At 68.1% G+C, this 23,872-nt stretch carries 31 protein-coding genes; 20 read left to right on the forward strand and 11 right to left on the reverse strand.

The annotated features are described in order from the left end of the window. Positions 1-22: 22 nt before the first annotated feature. From ACZ4TR_RS08175 to ACZ4TR_RS08185, 3 genes are all read right to left on the reverse strand, one after another. Positions 23-2,095 (reverse strand): putative Ig domain-containing protein, encoded by a 2,073-nt coding sequence (locus ACZ4TR_RS08175; RefSeq protein WP_465287326.1) that lies wholly within the window; start codon positions 2,093-2,095, stop codon positions 23-25. 107 nt (positions 2,096-2,202) lie between these two features. Continuing rightward, the gene (locus ACZ4TR_RS08180) at positions 2,203-2,424 is read right to left on the reverse strand and encodes a hypothetical protein (protein ID WP_285478150.1); all 222 of its coding nucleotides are present in this window, start codon (positions 2,422-2,424) and stop codon (positions 2,203-2,205) included. A gap of 199 nt (positions 2,425-2,623) precedes the next feature. After that, positions 2,624-3,574, reverse strand: coding sequence for an AMP-binding protein (locus ACZ4TR_RS08185; protein ID WP_465286368.1), 951 nt, complete (start codon positions 3,572-3,574; stop codon positions 2,624-2,626). 49 nt (positions 3,575-3,623) lie between these two features. Here ACZ4TR_RS08185 and ACZ4TR_RS08190 point away from each other — a divergent pair, with 49 nt between their 5' ends. The 4 genes from ACZ4TR_RS08190 (at position 3,624) to ACZ4TR_RS08205 (ending at position 7,911) form a co-directional block, all read left to right on the forward strand. After that, positions 3,624-5,168, forward strand: a complete 1,545-nt coding sequence (locus ACZ4TR_RS08190) for a recombinase family protein (protein WP_465286369.1) — start codon at positions 3,624-3,626, stop codon at positions 5,166-5,168. Between the two features lie 507 nt (positions 5,169-5,675). Next, positions 5,676-5,963 (forward strand): hypothetical protein, encoded by a 288-nt coding sequence (locus tag ACZ4TR_RS08195; RefSeq protein ID WP_465286370.1) that lies wholly within the window; start codon positions 5,676-5,678, stop codon positions 5,961-5,963. Continuing rightward, positions 5,960-7,078: a helix-turn-helix domain-containing protein gene (locus ACZ4TR_RS08200; RefSeq protein WP_465286371.1), complete on the forward strand. Its 1,119-nt coding sequence runs from the start codon at positions 5,960-5,962 to the stop codon at positions 7,076-7,078. Before ACZ4TR_RS08195 ends, ACZ4TR_RS08200 begins: the two co-directional genes overlap by 4 nt. Positions 7,079-7,149: 71 nt before the next feature. Then, a complete protein-coding gene (locus ACZ4TR_RS08205; protein WP_465286372.1) occupies positions 7,150-7,911 on the forward strand; it encodes an HNH endonuclease signature motif containing protein in 762 nt (253 codons plus the stop codon). 159 nt (positions 7,912-8,070) lie between these two features. Here ACZ4TR_RS08205 and ACZ4TR_RS08210 read toward each other — a convergent pair whose 3' ends face one another. Further along, positions 8,071-8,712, reverse strand: a complete 642-nt coding sequence (locus tag ACZ4TR_RS08210; protein WP_465286373.1) for a hypothetical protein — start codon at positions 8,710-8,712, stop codon at positions 8,071-8,073. A 220-nt stretch (positions 8,713-8,932) separates the two neighbouring features. Between ACZ4TR_RS08210 and ACZ4TR_RS08215 the strand changes: the two genes are divergently transcribed. Then, positions 8,933-9,607 (forward strand): hypothetical protein, encoded by a 675-nt coding sequence (locus ACZ4TR_RS08215; protein ID WP_465286374.1) that lies wholly within the window; start codon positions 8,933-8,935, stop codon positions 9,605-9,607. Positions 9,608-9,727: 120 nt separating this feature from the next. On the opposite strand, the gene ACZ4TR_RS08220 is transcribed toward ACZ4TR_RS08215, so the two are convergent. Continuing rightward, positions 9,728-10,282 carry a hypothetical protein gene (locus ACZ4TR_RS08220; RefSeq protein WP_465286375.1) on the reverse strand — a complete coding sequence of 185 codons (555 nt, stop codon included), beginning with the start codon at positions 10,280-10,282 and terminating at the stop codon, positions 9,728-9,730. 79 nt (positions 10,283-10,361) lie between these two features. Between ACZ4TR_RS08220 and ACZ4TR_RS08225 the strand changes: the two genes are divergently transcribed. Continuing rightward, the gene (locus ACZ4TR_RS08225; protein ID WP_465286376.1) at positions 10,362-10,952 is read left to right on the forward strand and encodes a hypothetical protein; all 591 of its coding nucleotides are present in this window, start codon (positions 10,362-10,364) and stop codon (positions 10,950-10,952) included. Here the strand turns inward: ACZ4TR_RS08225 and ACZ4TR_RS08230 are convergent. Further along, positions 10,949-11,212, reverse strand: a complete 264-nt coding sequence (locus ACZ4TR_RS08230) for a hypothetical protein (protein ID WP_465286377.1) — start codon at positions 11,210-11,212, stop codon at positions 10,949-10,951. The genes ACZ4TR_RS08225 and ACZ4TR_RS08230 overlap by 4 nt on opposite strands. Before the next feature lie 24 nt (positions 11,213-11,236). After that, on the reverse strand, positions 11,237-11,437 hold the full coding sequence (locus ACZ4TR_RS08235) for a hypothetical protein (RefSeq protein WP_465286378.1): 201 nt from the start codon (positions 11,435-11,437) through the stop codon (positions 11,237-11,239). Between the two features lie 75 nt (positions 11,438-11,512). On the opposite strand from ACZ4TR_RS08235, the gene ACZ4TR_RS08240 reads away from it, so the two are divergent. Then, positions 11,513-11,662, forward strand: coding sequence for a hypothetical protein (locus ACZ4TR_RS08240; protein WP_465286379.1), 150 nt, complete (start codon positions 11,513-11,515; stop codon positions 11,660-11,662). A gap of 10 nt (positions 11,663-11,672) precedes the next feature. On the opposite strand, the gene ACZ4TR_RS08245 is transcribed toward ACZ4TR_RS08240, so the two are convergent. The 3 genes from ACZ4TR_RS08245 to ACZ4TR_RS08255 form a co-directional block, all read right to left on the reverse strand. Continuing rightward, the gene (locus ACZ4TR_RS08245; RefSeq protein WP_465286380.1) at positions 11,673-12,353 is read right to left on the reverse strand and encodes a hypothetical protein; all 681 of its coding nucleotides are present in this window, start codon (positions 12,351-12,353) and stop codon (positions 11,673-11,675) included. A gap of 69 nt (positions 12,354-12,422) precedes the next feature. Next, positions 12,423-13,031 (reverse strand): hypothetical protein, encoded by a 609-nt coding sequence (locus ACZ4TR_RS08250; RefSeq protein ID WP_465286381.1) that lies wholly within the window; start codon positions 13,029-13,031, stop codon positions 12,423-12,425. A gap of 47 nt (positions 13,032-13,078) precedes the next feature. After that, the gene (locus ACZ4TR_RS08255; RefSeq protein WP_465286382.1) at positions 13,079-13,261 is read right to left on the reverse strand and encodes a hypothetical protein; all 183 of its coding nucleotides are present in this window, start codon (positions 13,259-13,261) and stop codon (positions 13,079-13,081) included. 64 nt (positions 13,262-13,325) lie between these two features. Here ACZ4TR_RS08255 and ACZ4TR_RS08260 point away from each other — a divergent pair, with 64 nt between their 5' ends. From ACZ4TR_RS08260 to ACZ4TR_RS08270, 3 genes are read left to right on the forward strand one after another with little or no spacing between them, the layout of a single operon-like run. Then, positions 13,326-14,339, forward strand: coding sequence for a glycosyltransferase family protein (locus tag ACZ4TR_RS08260; protein ID WP_465286383.1), 1,014 nt, complete (start codon positions 13,326-13,328; stop codon positions 14,337-14,339). Next, a complete protein-coding gene (locus ACZ4TR_RS08265) occupies positions 14,336-14,587 on the forward strand; it encodes a hypothetical protein (protein WP_465286384.1) in 252 nt (83 codons plus the stop codon). Before ACZ4TR_RS08260 ends, ACZ4TR_RS08265 begins: the two co-directional genes overlap by 4 nt. Continuing rightward, positions 14,587-15,303, forward strand: coding sequence for a galactosyltransferase-related protein (locus ACZ4TR_RS08270; protein ID WP_465287327.1), 717 nt, complete (start codon positions 14,587-14,589; stop codon positions 15,301-15,303). Before ACZ4TR_RS08265 ends, ACZ4TR_RS08270 begins: the two co-directional genes overlap by 1 nt. Positions 15,304-15,334: 31 nt before the next feature. On the opposite strand, the gene ACZ4TR_RS08275 is transcribed toward ACZ4TR_RS08270, so the two are convergent. Beyond that, positions 15,335-15,535 (reverse strand): hypothetical protein, encoded by a 201-nt coding sequence (locus ACZ4TR_RS08275; protein ID WP_465286385.1) that lies wholly within the window; start codon positions 15,533-15,535, stop codon positions 15,335-15,337. A 145-nt stretch (positions 15,536-15,680) separates the two neighbouring features. Here ACZ4TR_RS08275 and ACZ4TR_RS08280 point away from each other — a divergent pair, with 145 nt between their 5' ends. The 10 genes from ACZ4TR_RS08280 (at position 15,681) to ACZ4TR_RS08325 (ending at position 23,866) form a co-directional block, all read left to right on the forward strand. Then, positions 15,681-17,183, forward strand: coding sequence for a hypothetical protein (locus tag ACZ4TR_RS08280; RefSeq protein ID WP_465286386.1), 1,503 nt, complete (start codon positions 15,681-15,683; stop codon positions 17,181-17,183). Further along, positions 17,180-18,706: a hypothetical protein gene (locus tag ACZ4TR_RS08285; RefSeq protein ID WP_465286387.1), complete on the forward strand. Its 1,527-nt coding sequence runs from the start codon at positions 17,180-17,182 to the stop codon at positions 18,704-18,706. The genes ACZ4TR_RS08280 and ACZ4TR_RS08285 overlap by 4 nt, the downstream gene beginning before the upstream one ends. Further along, positions 18,690-19,877, forward strand: coding sequence for a hypothetical protein (locus ACZ4TR_RS08290; RefSeq protein ID WP_465286388.1), 1,188 nt, complete (start codon positions 18,690-18,692; stop codon positions 19,875-19,877). The genes ACZ4TR_RS08285 and ACZ4TR_RS08290 overlap by 17 nt, the downstream gene beginning before the upstream one ends. Next, positions 19,877-20,509 carry a phage scaffolding protein gene (locus ACZ4TR_RS08295; protein WP_465286389.1) on the forward strand — a complete coding sequence of 211 codons (633 nt, stop codon included), beginning with the start codon at positions 19,877-19,879 and terminating at the stop codon, positions 20,507-20,509. The genes ACZ4TR_RS08290 and ACZ4TR_RS08295 overlap by 1 nt, the downstream gene beginning before the upstream one ends. 112 nt (positions 20,510-20,621) lie before the next feature. Then, positions 20,622-21,566: a phage major capsid protein gene (locus tag ACZ4TR_RS08300; protein WP_465286390.1), complete on the forward strand. Its 945-nt coding sequence runs from the start codon at positions 20,622-20,624 to the stop codon at positions 21,564-21,566. Positions 21,567-21,631: 65 nt separating this feature from the next. After that, positions 21,632-22,063 (forward strand): hypothetical protein, encoded by a 432-nt coding sequence (locus ACZ4TR_RS08305; RefSeq protein ID WP_465286391.1) that lies wholly within the window; start codon positions 21,632-21,634, stop codon positions 22,061-22,063. 43 nt (positions 22,064-22,106) lie between these two features. Further along, a complete protein-coding gene (locus tag ACZ4TR_RS08310; protein ID WP_465286392.1) occupies positions 22,107-22,409 on the forward strand; it encodes a hypothetical protein in 303 nt (100 codons plus the stop codon). 3 nt (positions 22,410-22,412) lie between these two features. Next, complete coding sequence (locus ACZ4TR_RS08315) at positions 22,413-22,739, forward strand: HK97 gp10 family phage protein (protein ID WP_465286393.1); 327 nt, start codon at positions 22,413-22,415, stop codon at positions 22,737-22,739. Beyond that, positions 22,739-23,200 carry a hypothetical protein gene (locus tag ACZ4TR_RS08320; RefSeq protein WP_465286394.1) on the forward strand — a complete coding sequence of 154 codons (462 nt, stop codon included), beginning with the start codon at positions 22,739-22,741 and terminating at the stop codon, positions 23,198-23,200. The genes ACZ4TR_RS08315 and ACZ4TR_RS08320 overlap by 1 nt, the downstream gene beginning before the upstream one ends. A 57-nt stretch (positions 23,201-23,257) precedes the next feature. After that, positions 23,258-23,866 (forward strand): hypothetical protein, encoded by a 609-nt coding sequence (locus ACZ4TR_RS08325; RefSeq protein WP_465286395.1) that lies wholly within the window; start codon positions 23,258-23,260, stop codon positions 23,864-23,866. Positions 23,867-23,872 lie beyond the last annotated feature (6 nt).

The following is a 23,872-nucleotide window of genomic DNA, read 5'->3' on the forward strand; positions in this document are numbered from 1 at the left end:
ACCCGATTATCAGCCCACAGTGTCATCCCTCGACACGATGCGACGCCCAGAACGACGTCAGGTCGGTCGACCCGGCCGCCGCCTGCGCCGCGGCCTTGAACTCGGCCGTCGTGGACACGCCGTACCAGTGCGACTGGGCGTACGACTTCAGCAGGTTCGCCATCGCCGTGTCGCCGATGGTCCGCCGCAGGTCGTGCAGCGTGCACTTGCCGTAGTTGTAGACCACCGTCGAGTACCGGGACGAATGCGCGTCCCAGTAGGCCATCGAGTTGGTCAGCTTCTCCGCGCTCGACTGCCACGTGATGCCGCAGCCGCTGCCGGTGATCCCGCGGTAGAGGTCGGTGGCGTAGTCGGTGAAGCTCTCGTCCAGCCACGGCGAGGTGTATTCGTCGTCGCCGACGATCCCGTAGAACCACTGGTGCGCCAGCTCGTGGGGGAGTGCCGTGGTCGACACGAGGTCGAGCACGAAGCCCGGGTACTCCATGCCGCCGAACCAGAAGTTGTTGTCCAGCACGACGTCCACCTCACCGTACGGGTAGTCGCCGAAGCGGCCCGAGTGGACGTCGATCGAGTCGGCGGCCAACGTCAGCATCTGGTTCGCGCTGCTCGTGGAGATCCCGCTGACCGAGTAGACGTTGACCCGCACGCCCTTGCCGGACGTCGTGGTGATCTTCGCGAACGGCCCGGCCGCCCACGCGAAGTCCCGCACCTTGTTCGCGACGGCGTGCGTGGTGGTCGTGGTGCCGCTGGTCGTCTCGGTCGACGAGCCGGTGGCCGGCGTCAGCAGCGACGTCGGGTGCACCAGGGTGACGTCGAAGTCGCCGATCACCGTGTAGAAGGACTCGCCGTTGTTGGTGTACGGGTCGAGGTGCCAGCCCGCGCCGTCTCGGACGGCCAGCACCGGCAGCGCGTTGCCGATCATGGTGTACGCGCCGTCGTGGCCGAACCGGTCCGCGCCGCTGGGCACGACGATGCCCAGGTCGAAGCCGATGGTCGCGGACTGGCCCTGGGCCAGCGGGCTCGGCAGCGTGACCTTCATGGCCGTGCAGTTCACGCTCAGCGCGGACGCCGTGCCGCCGGTGACGTTCGTGACCGTGATCGGCGTCGTCGGGCAGCTGCCGTGGTAGTTGTCCCAAAGCCGCAGGTAGACCTCGGGCAGCGCGGTCGCCGAGCCGTTGGTGAAGCTGACGCTCTGGTGCCCGGTCCACGTCGTGCCGGCCGTGTTCGAAGTCAGGTTGACCGTGTAGGCGGGGCTGATCGGCGTGCGCGTGGAGTCCGCGGGCGCGGCCGTGATCGTCCAGGCGAAGGTGGCGCTGCCGCTGTTGCCGGCCGGGTCCTTGGCCGTGACGGTCACCGAGGACGTCCCGGCGGTGGTCGGCGTGCCGGTGATCCGGCCGGTGCTCGCGCCGATCGCCAGCCCGGCGGGCAGGCCGGTCGCGGTCCAGGTCAGCGCGTCGCTCTGCGGGTCGGTGGCCTGGACCTGCAGCGACACGGCCTGGCCGGCGGCGCTCGACTGGGCGCCCGGCGAGGTGACGACCGGTGACTGCGGGTTGCTCGTCCCGGTCGTGGTCAGCGAAAAGTCGTCGAGGAGGAAGTTGGTCGCGAGGCTCGAGTCCTCGGTGCCGGTGATCTTGAGCGTGACGGTCTGCCCCAGGTAGCGCGACACGTCGACGGTGCGCTGGACGTACCCGGTGTTCTTGTCGAGGTTCGAGTAGCTCGCGAGGGTGTCGGAACCCGCCTGCACCACCAGCTTGTCGTAGGCGGTGCCGGTGGTCGTCTCCTTGGTGTCGACGTGCGCCCACCACGACAGCGACGCCGAAGCGCACCCGGCGGGGAGCGTCAGCGCCTGGGAGAGGGTGTCGGTGTGCGTGCTGCCGTAGCCGTCCAGCCAGGCGTCCATCGTCCCGCCGTGCGCGGGCTCCGCCGTGGTGGCGGCGGAGATCACGCCACTGGTCTGGGTCCACGGCGCGGTACCGCTCTCGAACCCGCCGTTGCCGACGACCTGGTCACCGCAGACCGCGGCGGCCTCGGCCGGCGCGGCGACGAGCACTGTGCCCAGCAGGCCGACAGCGGCACTGAGCGCAGCAGAAAGCACCCTCGATCTCATGGGGGGAGTCCTTTCCCGGCCCCGTCCGTCGGGGCCAGGAGAAAGCGTGCGCCGCCGCCGGGGCGGCAACAACCCGCCATGAGTCGGGTTCCGCGTCAGGCCTGCTGGAGCACGTTCAGCAGGATGAAGAGCAGCACGAGGGCGCCGACCACCGCGACCAGAGCCGACACCGCGGACCGGATCATCTCCCCGAACCCCTTGGCCGTGCGGGCCCGGTAGGCGGAGTAGTTGGAGCGTGCCTCGCGGGCGCTGTGGACGCGGCTGCCGACCAGCAGCCCCGCGGCCAGGGCGAGCAGAACGGCGAGGAAAACGGACACGGGAGATCCTTTCGGGGTTCGGGAACGAGGAACGGCCTCATTACTAGACCCGACGGACGTCGCGCGCCATGGCTTTTGGCTGATTCGTTTCCGGGCCGGTCGGCCCTGGTGGGACGCATGTCCCGCGTTCCTCGGAAGGCGGCGGTGCCGACCCGACGGTATCCGCCGTCTTCCGTGTCACGCAAGGAGTTTTCGGTGGTCAGCCCTCGGTCGCGAGTCCTTTGTGTCGCTCGCGCAATTCGCGCTTGACGATCTTTCCGCTCGGATTCTTGGGAAGCCGGTCCGTGAACACGACGTACTTGGGACATTTGTAACCGGCGAGGTGTGCCTTTGCGTGGTCGATCACTTGCGCAGCGTCGAGAACGACGCCTTCGCGCGGCACGACGACCGCGGTCACCGCTTCGATCCAGTGTGGATGACCGATCCCGAACACGGCGACTTCGGCAACACCGTCGAGCAGGTACAGCGCTTCTTCGACTTCGCGGCTCGCGACGTTCTCGCCACCGGTCTTGATCATGTCCTTCTTGCGGTCCACGACGGACAGGTAGCCGTCCTCGTCGACGACACCGAGATCGCCGGAGTGGAACCAGCCGGCGCGGAACGCTTCGGCGGTCTTGGCTTCGTCGCGGTAGTAGCCGAGGGTGGCGTGCGGGCTCCGGTGCACGATCTCGCCGATCTCGCCCGGCGCCACGGGGTTGTCCTCGTCGTCGACGATCCGCGTTTCGACGTTGAGCGAAGGCCGCCCGGCCGAGCCGGCGCGGTCGAGCTGTTCGTGCGGGCGCAGGATCGTGGCCAGCGGCGCCATCTCGGTCTGGCCGTAGAAGTTCCACAGCTCGACTTCGGGCAGGCGCCGGCGCAGCTCGCGCAGCACCTCGACCGGCATCGCCGACGCGCCGTAGTACCCCTTCCGCAGGCTGGACAGGTCGGTCCGGTCGAAGTTTTCGTGGCGCAGCAGGGAGATCCACACGGTGGGCGGCGCGAACAGTTTCGTCGCGCGTTCCCGTTCGACGGCGGCGAGCAGCGCGGCGGGGTCCGGGCCGGGCAGGATCACGCTGGTCGCGCCGAGGTAGACGTCGACGGAGAAGAAGCAGTCCAGCTGCGCGCAGTGGTAGAGCGGCAGGGAGTGCACCTCGACGTCGTCGGCGCTCATGCCCCCGTCGATGACGCACGATGTGCCCTCGTAAGTACAATTAAAAGCCATGAGTGCTGAAGCGGCAAACCCGCAGGTCGCGTGGGATCTGGTCAGGGTGTCCAAGGATCGGTCGGGCCGTGAGAAGTCACCAGACGACCAGCACGCCGACCACGGGCGCACCGCGACGCGCATGGGCTGGGAACTTCGGGAACCGTCCTACCGAGACGTGGGGAGCGCGTCGGCCGGCTCGAAGGAGCGCCCCGGGTTTGTGCGGCTGCTCCGCGACCTGGCGGCCGGGAAGCTGGACGGCGGGATCTTGATGCTCTGGGAGCCGTCCCGAGGTTCCCGTCAAGAGCGCGAGTGGCTGGAGCTGATCGAGCTGGCCGCGCGGCACGGCGTTCGGTTCTGGATCGAGGTGCGCGGGCGGCTGCTGGATCCCAGCTCGGCCTACGACCGCAAGGAGCTGATGAACGCAGCGGTAGACGCTGCCTTCGAGGCCGGGCTACTGAGCGAGCGCACGCGGCGGGGGACCGCTGCCGTTGCTGCCGAGGGACGCCCCCACGGCAAGATCCCGTACGGCTTCGCGCGGCTGTACGACGAGCGCACACGGCGGCTGATCGAGCAGGCACCGCACCCCGAAGAGGCTCCGCTGGTTGCCGAGCTGTTCGATCGACTGGACCGGGGCCACTCGCTGTACGCCGTCGAGCAGGACTGGCGCGCCCGGGGTGTGACCGGACGCGGCGGGAAGCCGTTCCTGGCGCCGAACCTGCGCAAGCTCGCGACGAACCCGAGCTATGCCGGACGCCGGATGCACGATCCGACCAGGAAACGCGGCAGCCACACGCCCACGCCGGACGCCGTCGTTGTGCAGGCCACGTGGGACGCGATCGTCGATCCCACCCTGTTCGACCGTGTCCAGCGACGACTCAACTCCGCGAAGCGTAAGAAGTCGCGCCCTGGCGGGCGCCGGTGGCTGCTCACCGGCATCGCGGTGTGCGGCAAGTGCGCTGGCACCACGTGCACGCGTCGGGGAACGAAGGGCGTGGACGGTCACCGGCCGCTCTACTACGGGTGCCGGCCGAGCGGCTGCGCCCACGTCGACCAGGCCGAGGCCGAGGAGATCGTGGTCGGCGCCGTCCTTGCCTACCTGGCCGCCCCGGAGAACTACGACATTCTCACCCCGGCCGGGGTGAAGGACGGAGCGGACCAGCTGCGCTCGCTCGACGAGCAGCTGGCCGAGCTGGGGAACGACCTTGAGGAGTTGCTGGCCGAGCGGGACGCCGGTCGGATCAAGCCTGCTAGTGCGGCCCGTGGCGAAGCGGCCTTCGAGGAGAGGCGGGAGAAGCTGGAGGCTGACCGGGCCGCGCTCCTGGCGCCCAGTGACCTCGCCGGAGCGCTGGCACCGGGGTCGGATGTGGCTGCCCGGTGGGAGGCTGCCGCGTTCGACACCAAGCGGACGACCCTGCGGGTGGTGCTTCGCGTCGAGCATCTGGGGGAGCTTCGCCTGGAACCGACGCCGCGTGGCCGGGGGAGGAACACGCCTACAGAGGACCGGTTGCACCTCCATCGCGGTGCCGAGTGCCGATCAGGCCCTTGCGCGCTTGGCCGCTGAGCGGTTTGCTCTTCGTGTCCCGTCGTGTTTCGCTGACGGGGTAACCCGCAAGGCTCGCACTGGAGGGCACCGGCTGAAGGGCCCTGCCGTGCCGCCAGTGGATAGTTTGACCGTCGAGGTCGCCCGCCCCGTCGACGAGACTCCTCGCGAGCGCTGGATCCGCCTGGCCGTCGAGCAGGCCGGTCCGCTCAACCCTGAGGCTCGCGCCACGCTTCGCCGCTTGCTCCCGCCTCTCCCCGCCGTCTGACCCTCGTTCCCCTGGCCCGCCTGTCCCATGTGGACGGACGGGCCTTTCGCTGTTCTGGCCAAGTTTGTGGGAACGCACAAATTGGCTGGTCGCAGCCTTGTGTTACACGTGATTACCTGTTATTCCGATCTGGCACCTACCCAAACGGGTTGGTGCGCAACGGATTTGCTTCCCGTACTGTCGGCGTGGCAAGCAAGCGAAGACACAGAGCGCCGCACCGGAGGATCGCCCGTCTTCACGAGACGAGAGAGGTGTATCCGGTGCGGGAGAACGTGACGCTGCCCTGGGCCGTCTTCGAGGACGCGAAGCTCACCGCGTCAGGCCTCCGGGTGATGGCTGTGTTCGCGGCCCACGGCTTCGAAGTGGCCACGCGGGGCCAGGTCGCCGAGCTGCTGCCGATCGACCCGGTCTCCACCTGGCGGGGCCTCGGCAACGCGATCGACGCCGGTTGGCTGACTAAGGCTCCCGAATTCAACGAGGCCGGCCGTGCGGTGGCGCACTATCACCTGACCGAGAAGGCCGCGCGGCTGCTCGGCGGTGCCTCGTGAGCTTCGACTACGACGAGGTGCGCGGCCAGGCTCTGCCTGCGCTCCACTGGGCGCTCAAGTTTCCGTCCATCCGCGATGGCCGGGGAGCGCGCGATCGAGCCGCGCACGAGCTGCTGCACGCCCTCGCGCTGCACGCGGACTTCCAGACCGGCGAAGGTGCCTATCCGGCCATGGAAACCCTGGCTGCCGCCGTCGGCCTGGATCGTTCGGCCACCCGCAAGAAGCTCCGCCGCTTGGAAGACCTCGGGCTGATTCGGCGCATGGAGGTCGAGGAGATCGCCGAGCTGCTTCAGGAGCGCGAGAAGGCCAAGGGCAAGACGGTGCCGACCTCGTGGGCCGAGATGCCGGGTGGCAGGCGGGAGTACTTCGAGCGGCGCTTCGACGAGGAGACCGGCCTGACCGCGTGGGCGCTCGCCATCGACGACGAGGCGTTGTGGAACGAGCTGGCCGAGGCCGAGGAGGCCCGGCAGGCGACCAGCAAGACCAAGACCCGCACCCGGCACAAGCGGCACAACGCCAAGCGGTACGGCACACCGCCCCCTAAGTCTGTCGATCGGACTTCCGTTGCGACGGTCAATTCACCGTCGCACGACGCAGAGAACACCGTCGCACGACGGGCAGATCTCCGTCGCACGGCGGTCGATTCACCGTCGCACGACGCAGAGAACTCCGTCGTGCGACGCCGAGCAGACCCCCAATCTCCAAAAGAACACCCGGCTACCGCCCGGGGGACCGCCAAGGAGCGCCCGGCTGAACGCTCCGCGTCCGCTGCGCGGAGCGCGGACTCCATCGCGCCCGCGAGCGATCCCGATCCCTCGGCCAGGGAGCACGGTGTGCGTCGTCCGAATTTCGGCCGGGGTGGACGGAACGCGCAGCTGCTCGACGAGCGCCTGGCGCACGAGCTGGCCGCCAAGGAGCCGGACAACGCGTCGAAGCCGCCGAAGGCCGACTGGCTGGACCCGGTGCGCGCGCTGGTGGCCGAGCTGGTCGCCGAGGGAGCTGTGACGCGCGCGGACTTCGAAGCGGGCTTCGACGAGCGTTCGACGTCGAGGGCCTTCACGCGGGCCTTGGCGAACGACCTGCTCCCGGACTCGGCCTACCTCCGTTCGGCCTGATCCTGTCCAACCCGCCCCAACTGGCTCGAAGACATAGGAGGGCACGACGTGCCCGGAACGAGAGGACGATCATGATCGACTGGAAGACGCACTACGTGGTCACCGTCGAGCCGGTGGAGTGGTCCGGCATGTCGACGCCGTGCTGGCTCTGGTCCGGCACGCTCGACGGGGGCGGGTACCCGGTGCTGCCGCGCCTCGTCGACGGCGAGCAGCGTGCGCACCGTGCGTACTTCAAGCTCCACACCGGACCGATCCCGGGCGGGTTCGAGGTCGATCACCTCTGCCGTCTCCGGGCGTGCGTGCGGCCGGATCACCTTGAAGCCGTCGAGCCGAAGATCAACAAGGAGCGTGGGCTCGGCAGGGCGGGTGTCGGCCGGGGTGAGCCGATCGACTTCCGCGCGGCGAGCCTGGCCGCGCAGGCGGGTGACTGGGAGGAGTACCGGGGGCTGACCCGCGTCGACGAAGACCCGCGTCCGCTGAAGCCGCTGACTCCGCTGAAGCTCACGCCCGCGCTCGCGCGCCGGTGGGCCTCGGGGCTGCGGGACGACCCGTACGCCGACGGCGAGGGCTTCGAAGGCGAGATGTACACCCGCACGGCGGTCGACGTCCTGGCCTGCGAGATGCCCGGCAAGACCGCCGATCGCATCCGACAGGGCTTCGTGCCCACCATCGAGGTTTCGGCCGTCACAGGACGCCTCAGGCCCGTCGTCGAGCGGGTGGCCGGCGGGGAGCCGCTCGTGACCATCGAGAGCCTGGAGGCCGTGTTGAACTTCGTCGAGCTGGCCGAGGTGATCGAGGACGCCTTCGGCCTGGCGAAGGTGCCGACGTGCTGACCGTGCTCGGCCTCGCCGTGGCCTTCCTCGCCGTGCAGCTGGTCAGGTTCCGCCGGGCGCTGGCCGAGCGGGACCGGGAGGCGAAGGCCGCCCGGTCCGAGTAGCCCCAACCACCCGAGTGCCCCGGGACACACAACGCATCCCGGGGCACTCGCATGGCTAGGCTGACGGCTCGTCGTCCGGGGGAAGCAGCTCGATCAAGTGCTCTTCGGGAAACCATCGCTCCGGTTCCGCGCGTCCCCGCCGCGTCCAACCACGTCCGTCGGCGTCGATGAACTTGATCGTCACGATCGGCAGGGTGGCCGGCGGTTCCGGGCCATCGATGCCGTTGAAGAAGATCGTCAGTGCGTCAGTGCGCGTGTGGGCTCGGATTTCGTTGGTGATCTGATGGGGAAGATCGGCAACGAACTCGCCCGCCGGATCGCTGATGACCCACTTGCCGTCGCGGTACCCGGGAGGAATGGACAGGTTGACGATCGTCGGGTCAAGGATGAAGCCGCCCGACCGATTCGCGACCTGTACGTCACCGATGGTGAAACCGCTCGGTCGGGTGAAGTACTCGCCGAAGACCAGCCGTGCCTGGATCTTCTCGTTGTCCTTGCGCTCCTTCGCCGCTTCGCGTCGCCCTAAGTCCGCCACATACAGCGCGACGCCGGCCGCGATGATCGTCCCGACCGCGCCGAACCACTGGCCGACGGCACCCCACCAACCCGAAGAGACGTCGCCGAACCAACCGACGACGATGAAGGCCACGAGTACGACGGCGGAGCCGATGCCGCCCCAGAACACGAGTTTCCGCATGTCCGGAGATCGTCCCAGCTTTCGGTCTGGTTACACGAACACGGACTCATGCGTCATGCATAACCGCTCAACATCAGACATCGGTTACCCTGATCATGGTCAGTTCCGCAAGTAGGGGTGTGGTGCCGTGGCTTCCTGTGCGTGCGATCGTCCAATCCGGAATTTCGAGTCGGCTTGCGCCGCGTGCGTCGAGTCCATCCGCGATCGGCTGGACGAGCTGGTGGACTTGCTGGTGGACCTCGACGACGCCGTGACCCGGCAGGCCAGGCCGGGACGTTCGAGCCCGTACGCACGCTCTGGGCCCCGGGAACAACCGCTCCCGTACGACGACGCCGCGTCCGAGATGATGCGAACCGTCCGCCGGGTCGTGGCCGCCTGGTCCTTCGACTTCTCCTCCGCGTTCCCGGCGCTGCCGGTCGCTTCGATCCCGACGCCGATCGCGAGAGCACGCTGGCTTGCGGATCACCCCGCCGAGCTGGCGCGCTACTCCGAGGCCTCGGCGTTGCTCGGAGCGATGACCGAACTCGTCGACCGCGTCCGGCGACTGGTCGACCGCCGGCCCGGCGACCGGACCGTGTTCGCCACCTGCTCGTGTGGGCAGCCCGTGTCCGGGTCTCCGCTCGCGACCACCGTCGTGTGCCGTGGCTGCGGGGTTCTTCACGACGTCGAGGAGATGCAGGCCGAGCGCAGCGGCGCTGTCGTCGACCTTGTGGCCACCGCCTCCGAGCTGGTGAAGAGCTGGGCCAGCTGGTCCCCACGCCCGGTCTCCCGGCCGACTGTCTTCCGCTTGACCTCGTGGCTCGTCCCGGTCGATCACGAAGGACCGCGTGGGGCTGCCCGCTTCCGGGTCGTCGACGTGGTCACAGCCGCCTCGGTGAAGAGCCGCGCGGCGTAGTTGACAACGGTCGTTGTCCGTCTCTACAGTCTCAGTGATCGGGGCGCAGCGCGCCCTTTGAACCCGCAGTGCGTTCGAGCCTGCGGAGTTCTTCGTCTTCGGTCTGTGTGACTGGGGCTGTTAGGCGTTTCGTCTGACTAGCGTGCCGTTTGCCTCTCGACGCCAGGGGGTCCCGTTTCCGTCGCGGAAGCGAACCTCAAGTTGAAGCCGGTTCAGAAAATAGCGGTAATATGGGACGTTGAGAGCCTCTTCTTCTGGGCAATTCTGGTCGATAAACTCCTTGGCATCTTTCGTTACATTGCCTGCGATCGCCGTGGATTCATTGGACGGGCCCGCGTTCGGGAAAGACTTCAGGTACTTTCGTGCGTCTTTCCACACTAGGTATATGTCTATTTCGTATACGGGCAGTTCTCCGCCATTGCGCATTATGATCCGAGTCTCTTGCTCGCCGTCGATATCCAGCCAGGCTGCGAAGGTCGCAGCGAGCCTGCGCTCTTGATCTTCTTGAATCCTTTGAAGCTGGGTGAACTGTGTACGGTTCGTCTGGATGGTTGCTCTTACCGCGATGGCGGCAGCTATCAGAGCAAGTAGGGCGATCAGCCCGGATCCAAGACTGAACCACACGGATAGCCAGTCGGTGATCTTCGGTTCCTCGGCAAGCAGCATGCCGACCACGTCGCCCCGGCTGGTCCGTTCGTTGCGCCCGTGATCAATCCGTTAGAGATCCTCGCGACTGACACACGGGAGGTTGACGATGGCCGCCCGTAACGAGTCGCGTGCGAACCCCGCCGAGCAGGCCGAGCGCCAAGTGCGCGCCTACGAGCTGACCCTGCGCGGGCTGAGCCTGCGCAAGGTGGCCGAGCAGATGACTGCCGAGGGTGATCCGACCAGCCACGAGACGGTCCGCAAGCTCGTGAAGACCGAGGCTGACGAGCGCGTGGGGCCGCTGGCCGCCGAGTACAGGCAGATGCAGCTCGACCGTCTCGGGCAGATGCGCGAGGCCGCCCTGGCGGTCCTGGAGCGCCGTCACGTGCTGGTGAGTCACGGTCACGTGGTCCGCGAGGGTAAGCCGGTCGTCGACTTCGACGAGGAGACCGGCGAGCCGGTGGCGAAGATCGCGCCCGGCCAGGGCGAGACCCTGGAGGACGACGGCCCCACGCTGGCGGCGATCGACCGGCTGTTGAAGGTCGAGGAGCGCGCCGCGCGGCTGCTCGGCCTGGACGCCCCGACGCGGGTTGAGTCCGATGTGAACGCCACGGTCACGCAGCGGCCGGCTGAACTCGGCGAGCTGATTACGAAGGCGCGCGAGCGGCAGGAAGCTGCCGAGCGGGACCTGAACCGCTAGTCGTCGAGATCGGAGAGCACGTCGGCGAGCGAACGCAGGGTCGCCACGGCGTCGACCTCGGGTATGCCGTCGACGGTGATCTCTTCCACCGGAAGGTGCACCGACACCGTCAGCTCCGTCTTGCCGTCGGGCTGTTCCTGGCGGTTGATGTTGAACGACTTGAAGCCGTGCCGGGCTACGGCAGCTTCGGCCGCAGCATAGGAAATCGGGCGATCCGCGACGACCACGACGGTGGTGCTGCCACCGAGCAAGCTGATCATGTGTACCTCGATTCGAGTGTTCGGTCAGGACAGATGGACGACGAGCGGCGTGCCCGAGGAGATCAGCAGCTCGACCTGGTTTTCGTTGGTCGGGGCGCCGACGATCTCCGCCGAGAGCCAGAAGGGGCCCTTGGCCAACTGCTCCAGGATGTGGCTCTGCGCGTGGTTCGGGTTGAGCGCGTCGATCACGCGGTACTTGGTGCCGTCGTAGGTGATGTGAACCATGCATCGGAGTCGCGGCCGCGAGGTGTTCTGTTTCGTCCCGGATATCACGATCTTGCAACCCGAAGGGGGACAGGGATGACGTACGCCATCGCGATCGCTGTGGGCCTCGCGCTCTTCGCCGGATCCGGCCTGGCTCGGAACGACGGCTTCCGCCTGGTGCTCGTCGCCCTGTCCGTGGCGGCCTTCGTTGTGGGGATCCTTGCGGCGGTGGGGGTCCTCGGATAATTCATCAGGGTCACGGATTGTTATTCCATGCTGGATTATGAATCGATGGATCGATTTCTTCGAGTCGACCACCAGGCCATCGAACCCAACGGTTGCCGTTCATGTCGGAGAATGCGGTAGTTATACGCGAATTAATAATAGGTGGGGACTTTTTCTTGCGGAATGGCGACTTTAGGGTGCGGCGAGCGACATGAATATCCAAGTAGCTTTTAATTGCTCTATTTAGCTCCTCCCAGGCTTGTGGCTCAGAGGTTGGACTCAGTGTGTCTGATCCGGCAAGCATTGTATTAGTGCTCTTCTTGTGGGTTCGTCTTGTCAAGTGTGTAAATTCAACGACTGCTGTCACTTCGAACACTGGTAGTGCTGATACATTGTGGTAAAAAACGCCCTTGCTGACATTGACGTTGTCCACAAGCCATACGACAACCGATGAGGCATGAATTTTTCTCTGAGCCTGAGAGTTCTGTTCCTGCTGTCTTCGGGTCTCCGCGTCGGCTCGCTGCCAGCTTTCGGTCGCGATCCACAGGGCCACAGCTGCGGCGGCGATCGAACCGACGCCGCCGACCCACTGACCCCACGCCGCCCACCAGTCGGTGCCGCGACCGGTCACGGCGCTGAAGGTGACCAGCAGGATCGAGGCGAGCAGGGTCACGCCGCCGAGGTACCGGACGTCCACTTTGCCGAATCGCATCGCAGCAGTATCACGCGCGGTGACGTACACGAGTGCTCGGCGCGCTGAGAGGTGGCGATCGTCGCGTCATCAGAGCTGGGTCAGGGTGCCGTCGTGGTCGGCGCGCCAGCGGTGCTTGCCCTGACGGAAGGTGACGCTGAGTTCGATCTTGCGGATGACATCAAAGGATTCTGATAACGCCGCTCGGGTGATGTCATCGTCCTCGTGTATTTTGTTGCCCCACGCGTCGTTCTCTTCCTTCTCGTAGTACGCCTCTTGGCCGATTCGGTCGAAGACGGCAAACCTTACTGAGTCTTTCAAACGCTGGCCCACTGCCGGTAGGGCGCTACCCGTTCTATCGGTTGGCGACATAATCCCTAAGCGGAATGTGTGGTTGAAGTGTAATATGCGAGTCTTCACGACGACGTCATAGACGGGCAGTGCAGTCGTATTGACGTAGGTGACAACCGGCGTCTCGCTGCCATCTGTAGATACCCACACGGCGAACTTGCGAGCTTCGTTCTCGCGCGCCTCCGTCACGGCGAGCACCCAGCCCCGATGGGCGATCCACAACGCCGCACCTGCGGCTGCGATCGAGCCAACGCCTCCGATCCATTGACCCCACGCGGCCCACCAGTCGGTTCCTCGACTAGTTGCGGCGCTAAAGATGATCAGCAAGGTCGAGGCGAGCACGCTCACGCCACCGAGGTATGCGACCTTCACTCTGCCGGATCGCATCGCGGCGGCTAGCGCTCGCTCAGGTCGTTGTCGCGGATCGCGGCCAGCACCTCGTCGGCAGACAGCTCGTGCTGCCCCCGCGTGGGACGCACGTCGTTGATCCAGCACCCGGTGCCGTCCCCGCGTACGCGAAGCTCCCAGCCGGGGAGGCTCGCTCCCTCGAAGACGCGGGCGTCGCTCTCGTCGCTCATACCCGGAAGTCGCGCACGGCCATGTCGCTGTTTCGCCACGTTGATCACGATCGGGGGACGACTGGTGAAGATCTTCATGTGGGTGGCCGACTACTCGGGCTGCGGGTACTACCGCTGCCTGCTCCCCGGCTCCGAGCTGGCGAAGCGCGGGCACGACGTGATGGCCGACGGCCGCGTGGTGCCGAACGAAGCGAAGAACGGCGAGTGCGACGTGATCGTGGGGCAGCGGGTTTGCCTGCCCGAGGCGACGATCACCTGGCAGAAGCTCGCGCGCGACGGCCACACCAAGCTCGTCTTCGAGACCGACGACCTGCTGTCCGACGTGGACCCGTCCAACCGGATGGCCGCGCGCTTCTACGACGGCGAGACCGTGCGCCGGTACCGCGAAAACATGGCCGTGGCCGACGTGATCACGGTGACGACGGACCGGCTCGCCGAGCACGCCCGCGAGGTCAACCCCACGGCGCAGATCCACGTGCTGCCCAACCAGGTCCCGGCGTGGATGCTCGGGCACGACAAGCCTGCGGCCCCGGACCCCGACCTGGTCACGATCGGATGGCGCGGCGGAGCGTCACATGACCGTGACTTCGGGGAGCTGGCCGCGCCGCTGCGCCGGTTCCTCCAGCACCCGGACTACCGGAACCGAGCGGAGCTGCACTGCATGGGTGCGCCGTACCAGGAGCGCGTCAGCAGCAACCACAGCCGCACCCGCTGGACTGGCTGGCACGAGTCGGTCGGTGACTTCCTGCGTGCGGTGGACTTCGACCTGGCGGTGATCCCGCTGCGGCCGTCGACCTTCAACGAGGCGAAGAGCGACCTGGCGCTGTTGGAGATGTCCGCGCTTGGCATTCCGTCCATCGTGTCCGGTCACCAGGGCTCGCCGTACCGGGTGCTCAAAGGCTACGCCGACCCAGTAGCGCACCTGGCGAGTAGGGCGAGCGACTGGACGGACCACCTGCGGTACCTCGTCGACAACGCCGAGGCGCGCGAGCAGCTGGGCAAGGAGGCTCGCGAGTGGGCAGCCGGCCGGACGGTCGAGGGCAACGCGTGGCGCTGGGAGGAGGCGTACAGCTCATGAATGAGAAGCAGGCCGAGGCGTTGGCCCGGCAGTTCCACGAGACCTACGAGCGATTGGCGCCGTCGTTCGGCTACGAGACGCGCAAGGCGAGCGCGAAGCCGTGGAACGAGGTGCCGGAGCAGAACCGCGCGCTGATGATCGCGGTGGCCGCCGAGGTCCTGAAGCAGGGCATTGGCAGGCAGCTGCACAGCGTCAAGCCGGGTGGTTACCACCCCCTGCCGGACGCGGGGACGGGAGGGCCGTGCTGATGATGCCGCCCGAGGAGTACCGCAACGCGGGGAGCCGGACGGCCGTGATCGTCCCGTTCGGCAGGCCGCCCGGCGAGGCTGGCGTGATTCGCGAAGGCGTGTGGCGTCGGCTGCGTGTCGAGTGGGAGCGCACCGGCTGCGACCTGATCGTGGCCGGTGACCCCCTGCACGGCACGCCGACGGTCTTCGCGCCGGGCGCCCGCCCGTACCCCGAGCCGCACCTGTTCAGCGTGAGCCGCGCGATCAACAACGCGGTTCGCCTGGCGCCGCCGGAGTACGGGCACTTCGTGTGCTTCGGCGCCGACATGCTGCCCTGCCCGGCGACGGTGGCATGGGCGGACGCCGAACTGGACACGCAGCCGTGGACGCTGCTCTTCGATCGGGGCGCCTCGGTGAACGAGGCGGCGACCAAGGGGTGGGTGGTGGCCGGCCACCAGTACAGCCACCCCGAGCCGCAGCCGTTCTCTTCGCCGTGCGTCGGGCCGATCGCCTTCACCCGCGACGCCTTCGAGCGCGTCGGTGGCTTCGACGAGCGGTACGAAGGCTGGGCCTACGAGGACGTCGACTTCTGGTACCGCCTGCAACGGGACGTCCCGCGCACCGCGCCGCAGACGTACCCGGGTACCGCGCTGATCCAGTTCTGGCACCCGCAGACGCACCACGACCTGTCGACGAACAACCCCAACGTACGGCTGTTCGCTGCTACGTGGGGGTGACTTATTCGGTCACCGTCGCAGACCGGTCGTGCTAGGCAGAAGCGGTGCCGCGAGTCTTCGTGACCTTGTACGAATCGGTCTGGGCGCAGTTGTCCCACTTGCCGGGCGCGAAAACGGCGAGAGTCTTGCTTTGCTCGCCGATCACGGTCAAATGGCCGTCGGCGCGAACGTCGGTCTTCTTGCCGTCGGCGAACGTGTAGACCGATATGCCGGCGCGAACTTCGATGGCCATTGAACACTCCTCGCTGAGTCGTTGCCACGTAGATCGACACCGCGACGGCCGCCGTTACAGCTGGCTACTGAACCCGGGGCTGCCGGACTGAGCCCGGTAGAGCCCTCGGCCGAGGCCCGCGCACGGGCGCGACGCGGAGGGCACCATGTTCGATCTCGACGCGTACCTGGGCGGGATCGACGACCGACTGCTGGCCGATCCCGAAGGCCGCCGGATCCTCACGCGACTGAGTCCACTGCTCTTCGCGCTGACGTACCTGCCGCATCACCTGCGTGGCCCGGAGACCGGCGAGGCGATCTCGTTCAGTGAAGCGCACCACGAGTGGTGCGAGCTGGCAAAGCGGTACGTCAAGCCGATCGGCGGCGAACCGGCACAGCTGCGGGACGCGATCATCGCCCCGCGCGGTGTCGGTAAGAGCACCTGGTGGTTCGCCCTCATCCCGCTGTGGCTGGCCGCGCACGGGCACCGGCAGTTCATCGCGGCGTTCGCGAACTCGGCGACGCAGGCGATGGATCACCTGACGACGTTCAAGAACGAGTTGCAGAACAACGCGCTGCTGCGGAGCGACTTCCCGCAGCTGTGTACCCCGGCCCGGCGCCCGTCGGGCGTGACGGTCTCGGACTCGCAGTCGATGTACATCGCGCGCAGCGGCTTCGTGTTCGTGGCGCGCGGGATCGACTCGGCCAACCTCGGCCTGAAGATCGGCACGCGGCGGCCCGATCACCTCGTGCTCGACGACATCGAGGGCACCGAGGGCAACTACAGCCCGACGCAGAAGGCACACCGGCTGGCCACTGTCCTGTCGGGAATCCTGCCGCTCAACATCTACGCGTCCCTGACGATGGCCGGCACCGTGGCGATGCCCGGCGCCATCATCGACGACGTCGCTACGCAGGCCCGGGGCGAAGAGGTCCCTGAGTGGGTCACTGACGAAGGTTTCCGGGCGCGGTACTACCCGGCCATCGTGACTGCCGAGGACGGCTCAGAGCGCAGCCTGTGGCCGGAGAAGTGGTCGCTGGACTACCTCAACTCGGTGCGGCACACGCGGCAGTTCCGGTCGCAGATGATGAACGACCCGATGGCCGCCGACTCGGCGTTCTGGTCGGGCGACGACTTCACGTACCGGGACGACGTGGCCATCACGCATCAGCTGCTGTCCATCGACCCGGCGGTGACCACGAAGGCGAAGAGCGACTTCACCGCGCTGGCTGTGATCGGTGCGTCGGCGCCCGGGTCGGATCGCGTGTGCGTGGTGCGCGAAGCGTGGCAGGTCAAGATCCCGCCCGGCGAACGGCTGCGCGCGCGGGTCCTCCAGATCCTCACGGCCTTCCCGGACATCGCCGGTGTCGTCGTCGAGACGAACCAGGGCGGCGACACCTGGCTGGCGATCCTGCACGACCTGCCGGTGCCGGTGCGCACCGTCCACCAAGACCGGCCGAAGGAAGTGCGCGCCGGGTCGCTGCTGGCGAAGTACCAACGCGGCCGCGTCTTCCACGAGAAGCGGCTGCACCAGGCCGAGGCGCAGATGATCCGGTTCCCGCTGGCCGAGCACGACGACCTGGTGGACACGATCGGCACCGGCGTCGAAGTGTTCCTGAAGTCCGACGCCCCGCCACAGCGGGCTACCGCACGGGAAGGGGCGGCATGAACAGCGATCTCGACGGCGCCCTGAAGGAGATGGCGGACGCGGACGACGCGTACTGCAAGGCCAAGGCTTATAGCGACGGACCGGTGGACGAGGTGTTCACCTCCCGGCGGGTGCGGGCGCTGCTGCGCGACGCAGGCGTGTCGTTCCAGACGCTGCTCGGCGACGTGGTCATCGACGCGGTGGCGAACAAGCTCAAGATCACGTCGATCACCAGCGACACCGACAAGCGCACGGCACTGATCGCCGAGGTCGACGAGGACAACCACATGGGCCGCGTCCGGCCCGCAGTGATGCGTCGGGCGCTCCAGCTCGGCGACAGCTACCTGTCGGCCTGGCCGAAGCTCGACGCCGATGGCGATGTGGTGCCGGGCAAGGTGCGGGTGTCGGTGCACGCTCCCCGGGAAATGCGGGTGATCTACGACGAGGACGAGCCGGAGACGCCGAAGCTCGCGATCCAGCGGTGGCTCACGAAGACGCCGCTGGGGGAGAAGCGGGTCCGGGTGGATCTGCTCTACAGCGACCGGATCGAACACTTCATCGCCAAGGGTCAGCGGTCCAGCAAGGCCGGGGACTTCCGCCCGTACGCCGACGACGGCCGCGAGGCAGTCGAGGTCAATCCGTACGACGAGCTGCCGGTGTTCCACTTCCATGGCACCGGGTTGCCGGGCGAGTACGGCACGCCCGAGCACAAAACTTTCTACGGCACGCAGAACAAGCTGCTGAAGCTGGAAATCAGCGACATGGCGGGCGTCGACTTCAACACGCTGCCGCAGCGGGTGGCCCTGCGGAAGCTCGGCATCTCACCGATGACCCCCGACGAGCTGGACGAAGACGACTTCGCCGTGTCCGCCGACGGCAAGCGCACGATCTCGGCGACGGGGGAGGACCGCCGCTCGAAGCTGTCCAGCGAGCCCGGCTCGGTCTGGGATCTGGCTGGCTACGACGACATCAAGCAGTTGGAGCCGACCACCGCCGCTGTCTTCCTGGATCGCCGCGAGGCGTACCTGCGCGAGGGCTCGGTGGCGTCCTCCACGCCGCTGCACATGTTCGACCGCACGGGACAGATCCCGTCCGGCGAGTCGCTGAAGACGGCGAACGAGCCGCTGGACGACAAGGCCGGCGACCGGCGCGACGCCTTCCACCCGACATGGCGGGCGTTCTACGCCTTTATGCTGAAGATCCTCGGCCAGGAAGATGCACCGGTCACGATCTCCTGGGCGCCGATCGAGTCCACCGACGAGTCCACGAAGCTCGGCCACGCCAAGCAGAAGCAGGACGTCGGCGTGCCGGTGGGCGTGTCGCTGACGGAGATCGGCTACGACACCAAGGACGTCGAGCGCTGGCTGGACGATGGCGACGGTGGCCTGCCGCAGCGGGTGGCCCTGCTCAACCAGCTCGGTGACGCGCTGGGCAACTTCGCCTCGGCGGTCGCGGCCGGTCTCATGGACCAAGCCACGGTGCAGGCGGTGATCACGAAGCTGATGGGCGACGTGACGGGCCCGGACGATGACGGCACCGGCTAGCGTCATCCCGGCTGTCATCGTCGAGCACGACGGCGAAGCGCTGTCCCTGGAGGACGCGGCAGCCCTCGCGACGGCCGGGCCGGTGCGAGACGCGCTGAAGTCCGCCTTGTCGTGGGCTCACGTGGCCTGGTCCAAGCGGTTCGGTAGGCCCCGGGGTCTCCGGTCCGGCGAGGACTTCGACACGTACACGGCCGAACTGGCGGCCCGCATTCGTGCCGTGCAGATCGACCCGGCGCCCGTGCTGCTCGACTTCGCGCAGCGGGCTCGGGTGCTCGGCGTCTCGCAGGGCCTGATCGAGGCCGGCGCCCCACAGCGGGACCTCGGCAGCGATCTTCGCGAGGAGACGCGACGCCACATCGACGAAGCCACGTCGACGGCGCGAGCGAAGCTTGCCCACGCGGCCGATCTCGTCGAGGCGCTGGAGCGCGGCAGCTTCAAAACGATCGACCGGCAGCTGGCGGTCGCGGACCAGGCCGGGAACATCGTCGAGCGCGCCGCGCGCACCGTCACCAACGACGAGCTGAACGAGGGCCTGGCCGCCGCTGCCGAGCACGTCGGCGGGCGACTGGTGTGGATCGCCGAGCGGGACGCCTGCGTGGCGTGCCTCGCGCTGTCCGGCCAAGTGATCGAGCCTGGCGACGCGTTCGACTGGCGCCTGACCTTCGGAGCCAAGGCGTACCAGCCGAAGGACTACAACGACGCGGGCGAGCTCGTCGACATCGAGCTAGAGCGTCCGCCCCGGCATCCGTACTGCCGGTGCCGAGTCTCGCCCTGGCTCGGCCACGACGAGGCCGCTGCCCGCAGGGTGACCCACGACTGGGCCGAGGCGATCAAGGACGCGCAGGCCAACGGCGACCAGGTGGCCGTCGACGCGGCTCGCCGTGCCGCTGCTGCTGCGGCGGACTCGGCGGCGTTCGACCTCCCGGCAGCGCTTCGGCGCGAAGCCGAGCGGTCGATCCTGCGCGGCGATGCGCTGCCCTCCGAGTCGGAGAACGTCCGCCTGGCGGCCGCCGACCGACTGCTGACCCGAATCGGGTCCGGCAAGAACTCTCCCGCGCCCTCGGGGTGGCGGGTGCCCGCGTCGGTCAAGACGCGGGCGGAGCGGGCCGTGAAGCGCGGCCGGTTCACCAGATGGCCCGCTGGCGGGCGTATCCCAGGAAGGACGCCGTGATGGCGATCAAGACGCTCAACAGCCGGTTCCGGCAGTTCGCCCGTGACGCGGGTGGCGACGGCGGGACCGGTGGCGGTGGAGGTACGGGAACCGGCGGTGACGGTGGCCAGGGCACCGGCGGTTCCGGCGACGACAAGGGCTCGGGTACCGGGGACGGTGACGCGTGGAAGCCGCCGACGAAGGCCGAATGGGAGGCGCGCGAGGCCGAGCTGTCTCGCGTCAACGCCGAGTCGGCCAGCCGCCGCGTGAAGCTGAAGGAACTCCAGCAGCAGAACGAGACCGATGCCGAGAAGTCCAAGCGCGAGGCGGAAGAGACCGCAGCCGCGCGGTACAAGCCGACGGCGGTGAAGGCCAGCGCCCGCGCGGCGCTGCTGGAGGCCGACGCCAAGACCGACCGCGTGGTCGCCCTGGCGGGCCTGCTCGACGTGTCCAAGCTGGACATCGACGACAAGGGCGAGATCACCGGGCTCGACGCTGAGGTGAAGCGCGTGAAGGCCGAGTACCCCGAGTTCTTCAAGGCCGAGGGCGAAGGCGAGAAGCCGCGCCCCGGCAAGCTCACGCCCGGCGGCAAGACCACCGCCGCCACCGAGAAGACGGCGGGCGAAATCATCGCCGCCCGCTACGGCGGCTGATCCAGTCCGCCATCCCCCGCACCAAGAGCAGCCCGTGAGGGCAATCCGGCCGCGTCCGTGACCAGTTGTCGCGGCCCTTCCCCTCTATCCCAACAGGAAACGGAGAGCCGTCATGGCTGTCACTTTCACCGGGGCGGGCTGGATCCCGATCGAGACCAACCCCGACGTCATCCAGAAGGTCCAGCAGTCCTCGGCGGTGCTCCGCTGGGGCAACCACGTGCCGATGGGCAGCAACACGAAGTACACCCCGCGCTCGGGTGGCGTCGTCATCGGCCGGTGGGCGAAGTCCACCAGCGCCCCGGCGGACAGCTCGCCGAACGACTCGGTGCTGCTGAACACCGACAAGTTCGGTGGCAAGGTCGTCGTTGCGGCCGAGGACATGGAGGACTCGCTGGCGTCCATCGTGGACACCAAGTCGGGCGACGCCGGTACCTCCTTCGCGAAGCTCTTCGACAACGTCACGCTGGGCATCACCGCCGCGAAGGGCACCAGCGGGTGGGGCTTCGACAGCCTGTACTACCTGCTGACGCAGAACGACACGATCACTGGCTACACCGGCAACGCGAACCTCACGCTGGCCGGCACCGGCGGGATCACCTACGACAACCTCTCGGCGGCGCTGGGCCTGTACGAGGTCGGCGACTTCTTCGACGAGGCGGAGACCATCGTGGTCGCTCACCCGTCGTTCAAGCAGGTGCTGCGCGGCATCAAGGACAGCACGGGCTCGCCGATCCTGAACGAGTCCACCGCCGGTGTCGCGGGCGGTGGCCAGGGTGGCACGCCGAAACTGTTCGGCTACGACCTCCAGTGGTCGATGGGCGCGAAGACATCGGCCACCGGTTCGGCCACGCCGACCGGCAACCCGTTCATCGTGTTCGGCAACCGGCAGTTCCTCCAGGTCGGCGACCGCACCGGCGGCGAACTGGCGGTGAACTTCCAGGACACCGAGACCGGCATCGGCGTCGACACCGACGAGAACCTGCTGTACTTCCGCGCCCGCAAGGCGTTCGCGGTGGGTGCGCCGGGCGCGTTCTCGATGCTGGTCAAGAACTTCTGACCGAGCCCGTGACGGGGCCGCGTGGCGTACTGCTGCGCGGCCCCTGAGCCGGAAGGGAGACGGCCATGCCGGACACCTGGGCGAGCGCCACCGACGTGCTCACCTACACGGGCGAGACGGTCACCGAGGACGCGATGCCTCGCGCGCAGGCCGTGATCGACATCGAGAGCGGCCGGCTCTTCGAGGACGCCGAGCGGATCGGCTCGCGTGACCGGTACTGGCTCAAGCTCGCGACCGCCTACCAGGCCGCGTGGCAGAAGGACCAGCCGGACGAGTTCGTGCGGCTGGACGTCAAGGGCACCGGCTCCGGTCAGGGCTCGCAGGAAGGCAACGACGGCTGGCTGACCCTCGGCCCCCACGCGGCGCAGGCGCTGCGGCGGGTGTCGTGGCTCGGCTCCGGCTCGCTGCACGTGCGCGCGCCGGGGGAGTCGCCTCGGCTTCGTGAGCCGATGGGTGAGGACGGCGACCCGGGGACTTGGCGCCCGATCGGAGGCTGACGTGTACGCGATGGCCTCCTGCCGGGCGTCGATCTTCCGAAACGTGACGTCGTCGGACTTCGGCGACCCCGTGCCGAACAACCTCACCCCGGCGGCCAGCGGCGTGCTGCTCGCGGTCGACGAGCGGGACTCCCGCACGTGGGATCCGGCCACGCAGACCCCGCGTGTCGTGCGCGTGGTCACTGGCACGGTGCCGTCCACCACGGACATCCACACCGGCGACCGGATCCGCGACGACCGCAACGGCGTGCTGTACCTCGTGCAGAACGTGACCCGGCCACGGATACCCGGCCGCGCGCCGGACACCGTGCTGGTGCTCAAGCGCATCGGCGACGACGGGGGGTGAGCCGTGGCGGAGTACCGCGAGGCCCCGGACTGGCGCGAGCAGATCGCTGCCGACGTGCGTGCGCTGTTCGGCCGGCTCGTCGGCGAAGTCCTCGATGACGCGAAGCGGCTGGTGCCGGTGGGCGACACCGGGCACCTCCGTGAGTCGCTGTCGAGCGAGATCAACGGCGACACCGCGCGGATCGGGTCGGACCTGAACTACGCGCTGTACGTCGAGGAAGGCCACCGGGTCGCCTACGCCGGGCCGGACGGCGAGACGGTGTTCACCGGCGACATCGTGCCGCCGCAGCCGTACCTCCGCCCGGCGCTCTACCGCAGGCGGGGGGCGTGATGACGGCCCCGTTCCTCTACGCATCCGACGAGGCGGTGACGCTGGCGTGGCTGGCGCAGTTGAGTGGCCTCTCCGCCGGGATGGTGGGGGAGATACTGCCGCGCGACACGAGCGGCTGGGCAGCCTCAGGGTTCCTCACCGTCGCGGTGGCCGGCGGCGACACCGTGCCGGAGTACCGGCTGGAGTCGCCGGTGATGGATGTGCGGGCGTGGGCGATGACGCCGGGCACGGACGCGCCTCCGTGGAACAAGGCGCGCAACCTCGCGCTGAGCGTGCAGGCGGGGACCTACCGGCGTGAGCCGTGGTTCGTGCCGTTGCCCGCGTGCAGTGAGAACGCCGTCGTGAAGACGGCCTACCTCCTCGGGAAGCCGAGGCGGGCGTACGGCGACTTCGGCGACTACGCCGTGTACGCACTGGAGCTGGTGCTGCACTGGGTCCCGGTCGCCAAGAGCACCCCGTGAGGGGACTGACAACCAACTCTTCGGGCCCCATGGCCCACAGTCCTCTTTGGAGTGATCATGGCCGACACCAACGGCCTGGTGCCCGGAAACCTCGTCATGGGTCCGGCCCGGCTGTACATCTACCGTTTCGCGTTCGACCCGACTCTGAGCTACGAGCCCGCGCTGACCGACATCAACCTGGCCCCGGCGGCGAGCGCCTGGTACGACACGGGCATCACGCTCGGCGGGACCAACACGAGCATCAGCCCGACGTGGACCCCGCTGACCGGTGACCAGCTCGTCGACAAGCTCGGCGCGCGGCTGACCGACCGCGACATCAAGGCCACGGCGAACTTCGCCGAGATGACGCGGCCGAACCTCGCGTACGCGTGGAACATGACCGCTGGGCCGACCGGCGCGAACTACGCGGTGTCCGACCTCAACGCCGGGCAGACCGCCAACCGGGCGCCCTACCGGACGCTGCTGATCGACGGCCTCGGCCCGGACGTCACCGACGGCTCGCGGTCGCTGAAGCGCCGGGCGATCCTGCGCAAGGCGCTGCCCTCGGGTGACACGGCCCTGAACTGGGAGAAGGCGAACCAGCAGGTGCTCGCGGCGGAGTTCCAGGCGTTCTTCGTCTCGGAGTCGATCAGCCCGATCCGGGTGATCGACGAAGTCGCCGCCTGACCCAAC

The organism is Amycolatopsis sp. NPDC028719, assembly GCF_055565395.1.

Bases quoted from the DNA above. Each gene is read 5' to 3' on its own strand.
- ACZ4TR_RS08295 (WP_465286389.1), top strand. From the start codon at position 19,877: ATGGCGATCAAGACGCTCAACAGCCGGTTCCGGCAGTTCGCCCGTGAC.
- ACZ4TR_RS08240 (WP_465286379.1), top strand. From the start codon at position 11,513: ATGACGTACGCCATCGCGATCGCTGTGGGCCTCGCGCTCTTCGCCGGA.
- ACZ4TR_RS08305 (WP_465286391.1), top strand. From the start codon at position 21,632: ATGCCGGACACCTGGGCGAGCGCCACCGACGTGCTCACCTACACGGGC.
- ACZ4TR_RS08230 (WP_465286377.1), bottom strand. From the start codon at position 11,212: ATGATCAGCTTGCTCGGTGGCAGCACCACCGTCGTGGTCGTCGCGGAT.
- ACZ4TR_RS08225 (WP_465286376.1), top strand. From the start codon at position 10,362: ATGGCCGCCCGTAACGAGTCGCGTGCGAACCCCGCCGAGCAGGCCGAG.
- ACZ4TR_RS08320 (WP_465286394.1), top strand. From the start codon at position 22,739: ATGACGGCCCCGTTCCTCTACGCATCCGACGAGGCGGTGACGCTGGCG.
- ACZ4TR_RS08325 (WP_465286395.1), top strand. From the start codon at position 23,258: ATGGCCGACACCAACGGCCTGGTGCCCGGAAACCTCGTCATGGGTCCG.
- ACZ4TR_RS08245 (WP_465286380.1), bottom strand. From the start codon at position 12,353: ATGCGATTCGGCAAAGTGGACGTCCGGTACCTCGGCGGCGTGACCCTG.
- ACZ4TR_RS08290 (WP_465286388.1), top strand. From the start codon at position 18,690: ATGACGGCACCGGCTAGCGTCATCCCGGCTGTCATCGTCGAGCACGAC.
- ACZ4TR_RS08275 (WP_465286385.1), bottom strand. From the start codon at position 15,535: ATGGCCATCGAAGTTCGCGCCGGCATATCGGTCTACACGTTCGCCGAC.
- ACZ4TR_RS08265 (WP_465286384.1), top strand. From the start codon at position 14,336: ATGAATGAGAAGCAGGCCGAGGCGTTGGCCCGGCAGTTCCACGAGACC.
- ACZ4TR_RS08235 (WP_465286378.1), bottom strand. From the start codon at position 11,437: ATGGTTCACATCACCTACGACGGCACCAAGTACCGCGTGATCGACGCG.
- ACZ4TR_RS08285 (WP_465286387.1), top strand. From the start codon at position 17,180: ATGAACAGCGATCTCGACGGCGCCCTGAAGGAGATGGCGGACGCGGAC.
- ACZ4TR_RS08255 (WP_465286382.1), bottom strand. From the start codon at position 13,261: ATGAGCGACGAGAGCGACGCCCGCGTCTTCGAGGGAGCGAGCCTCCCC.
- ACZ4TR_RS08205 (WP_465286372.1), top strand. From the start codon at position 7,150: ATGATCGACTGGAAGACGCACTACGTGGTCACCGTCGAGCCGGTGGAG.
- ACZ4TR_RS08210 (WP_465286373.1), bottom strand. From the start codon at position 8,712: ATGCGGAAACTCGTGTTCTGGGGCGGCATCGGCTCCGCCGTCGTACTC.
- ACZ4TR_RS08185 (WP_465286368.1), bottom strand. From the start codon at position 3,574: ATGAGCGCCGACGACGTCGAGGTGCACTCCCTGCCGCTCTACCACTGC.
- ACZ4TR_RS08270 (WP_465287327.1), top strand. From the start codon at position 14,587: ATGATGCCGCCCGAGGAGTACCGCAACGCGGGGAGCCGGACGGCCGTG.
- ACZ4TR_RS08190 (WP_465286369.1), top strand. From the start codon at position 3,624: ATGAGTGCTGAAGCGGCAAACCCGCAGGTCGCGTGGGATCTGGTCAGG.
- ACZ4TR_RS08280 (WP_465286386.1), top strand. From the start codon at position 15,681: ATGTTCGATCTCGACGCGTACCTGGGCGGGATCGACGACCGACTGCTG.
- ACZ4TR_RS08300 (WP_465286390.1), top strand. From the start codon at position 20,622: ATGGCTGTCACTTTCACCGGGGCGGGCTGGATCCCGATCGAGACCAAC.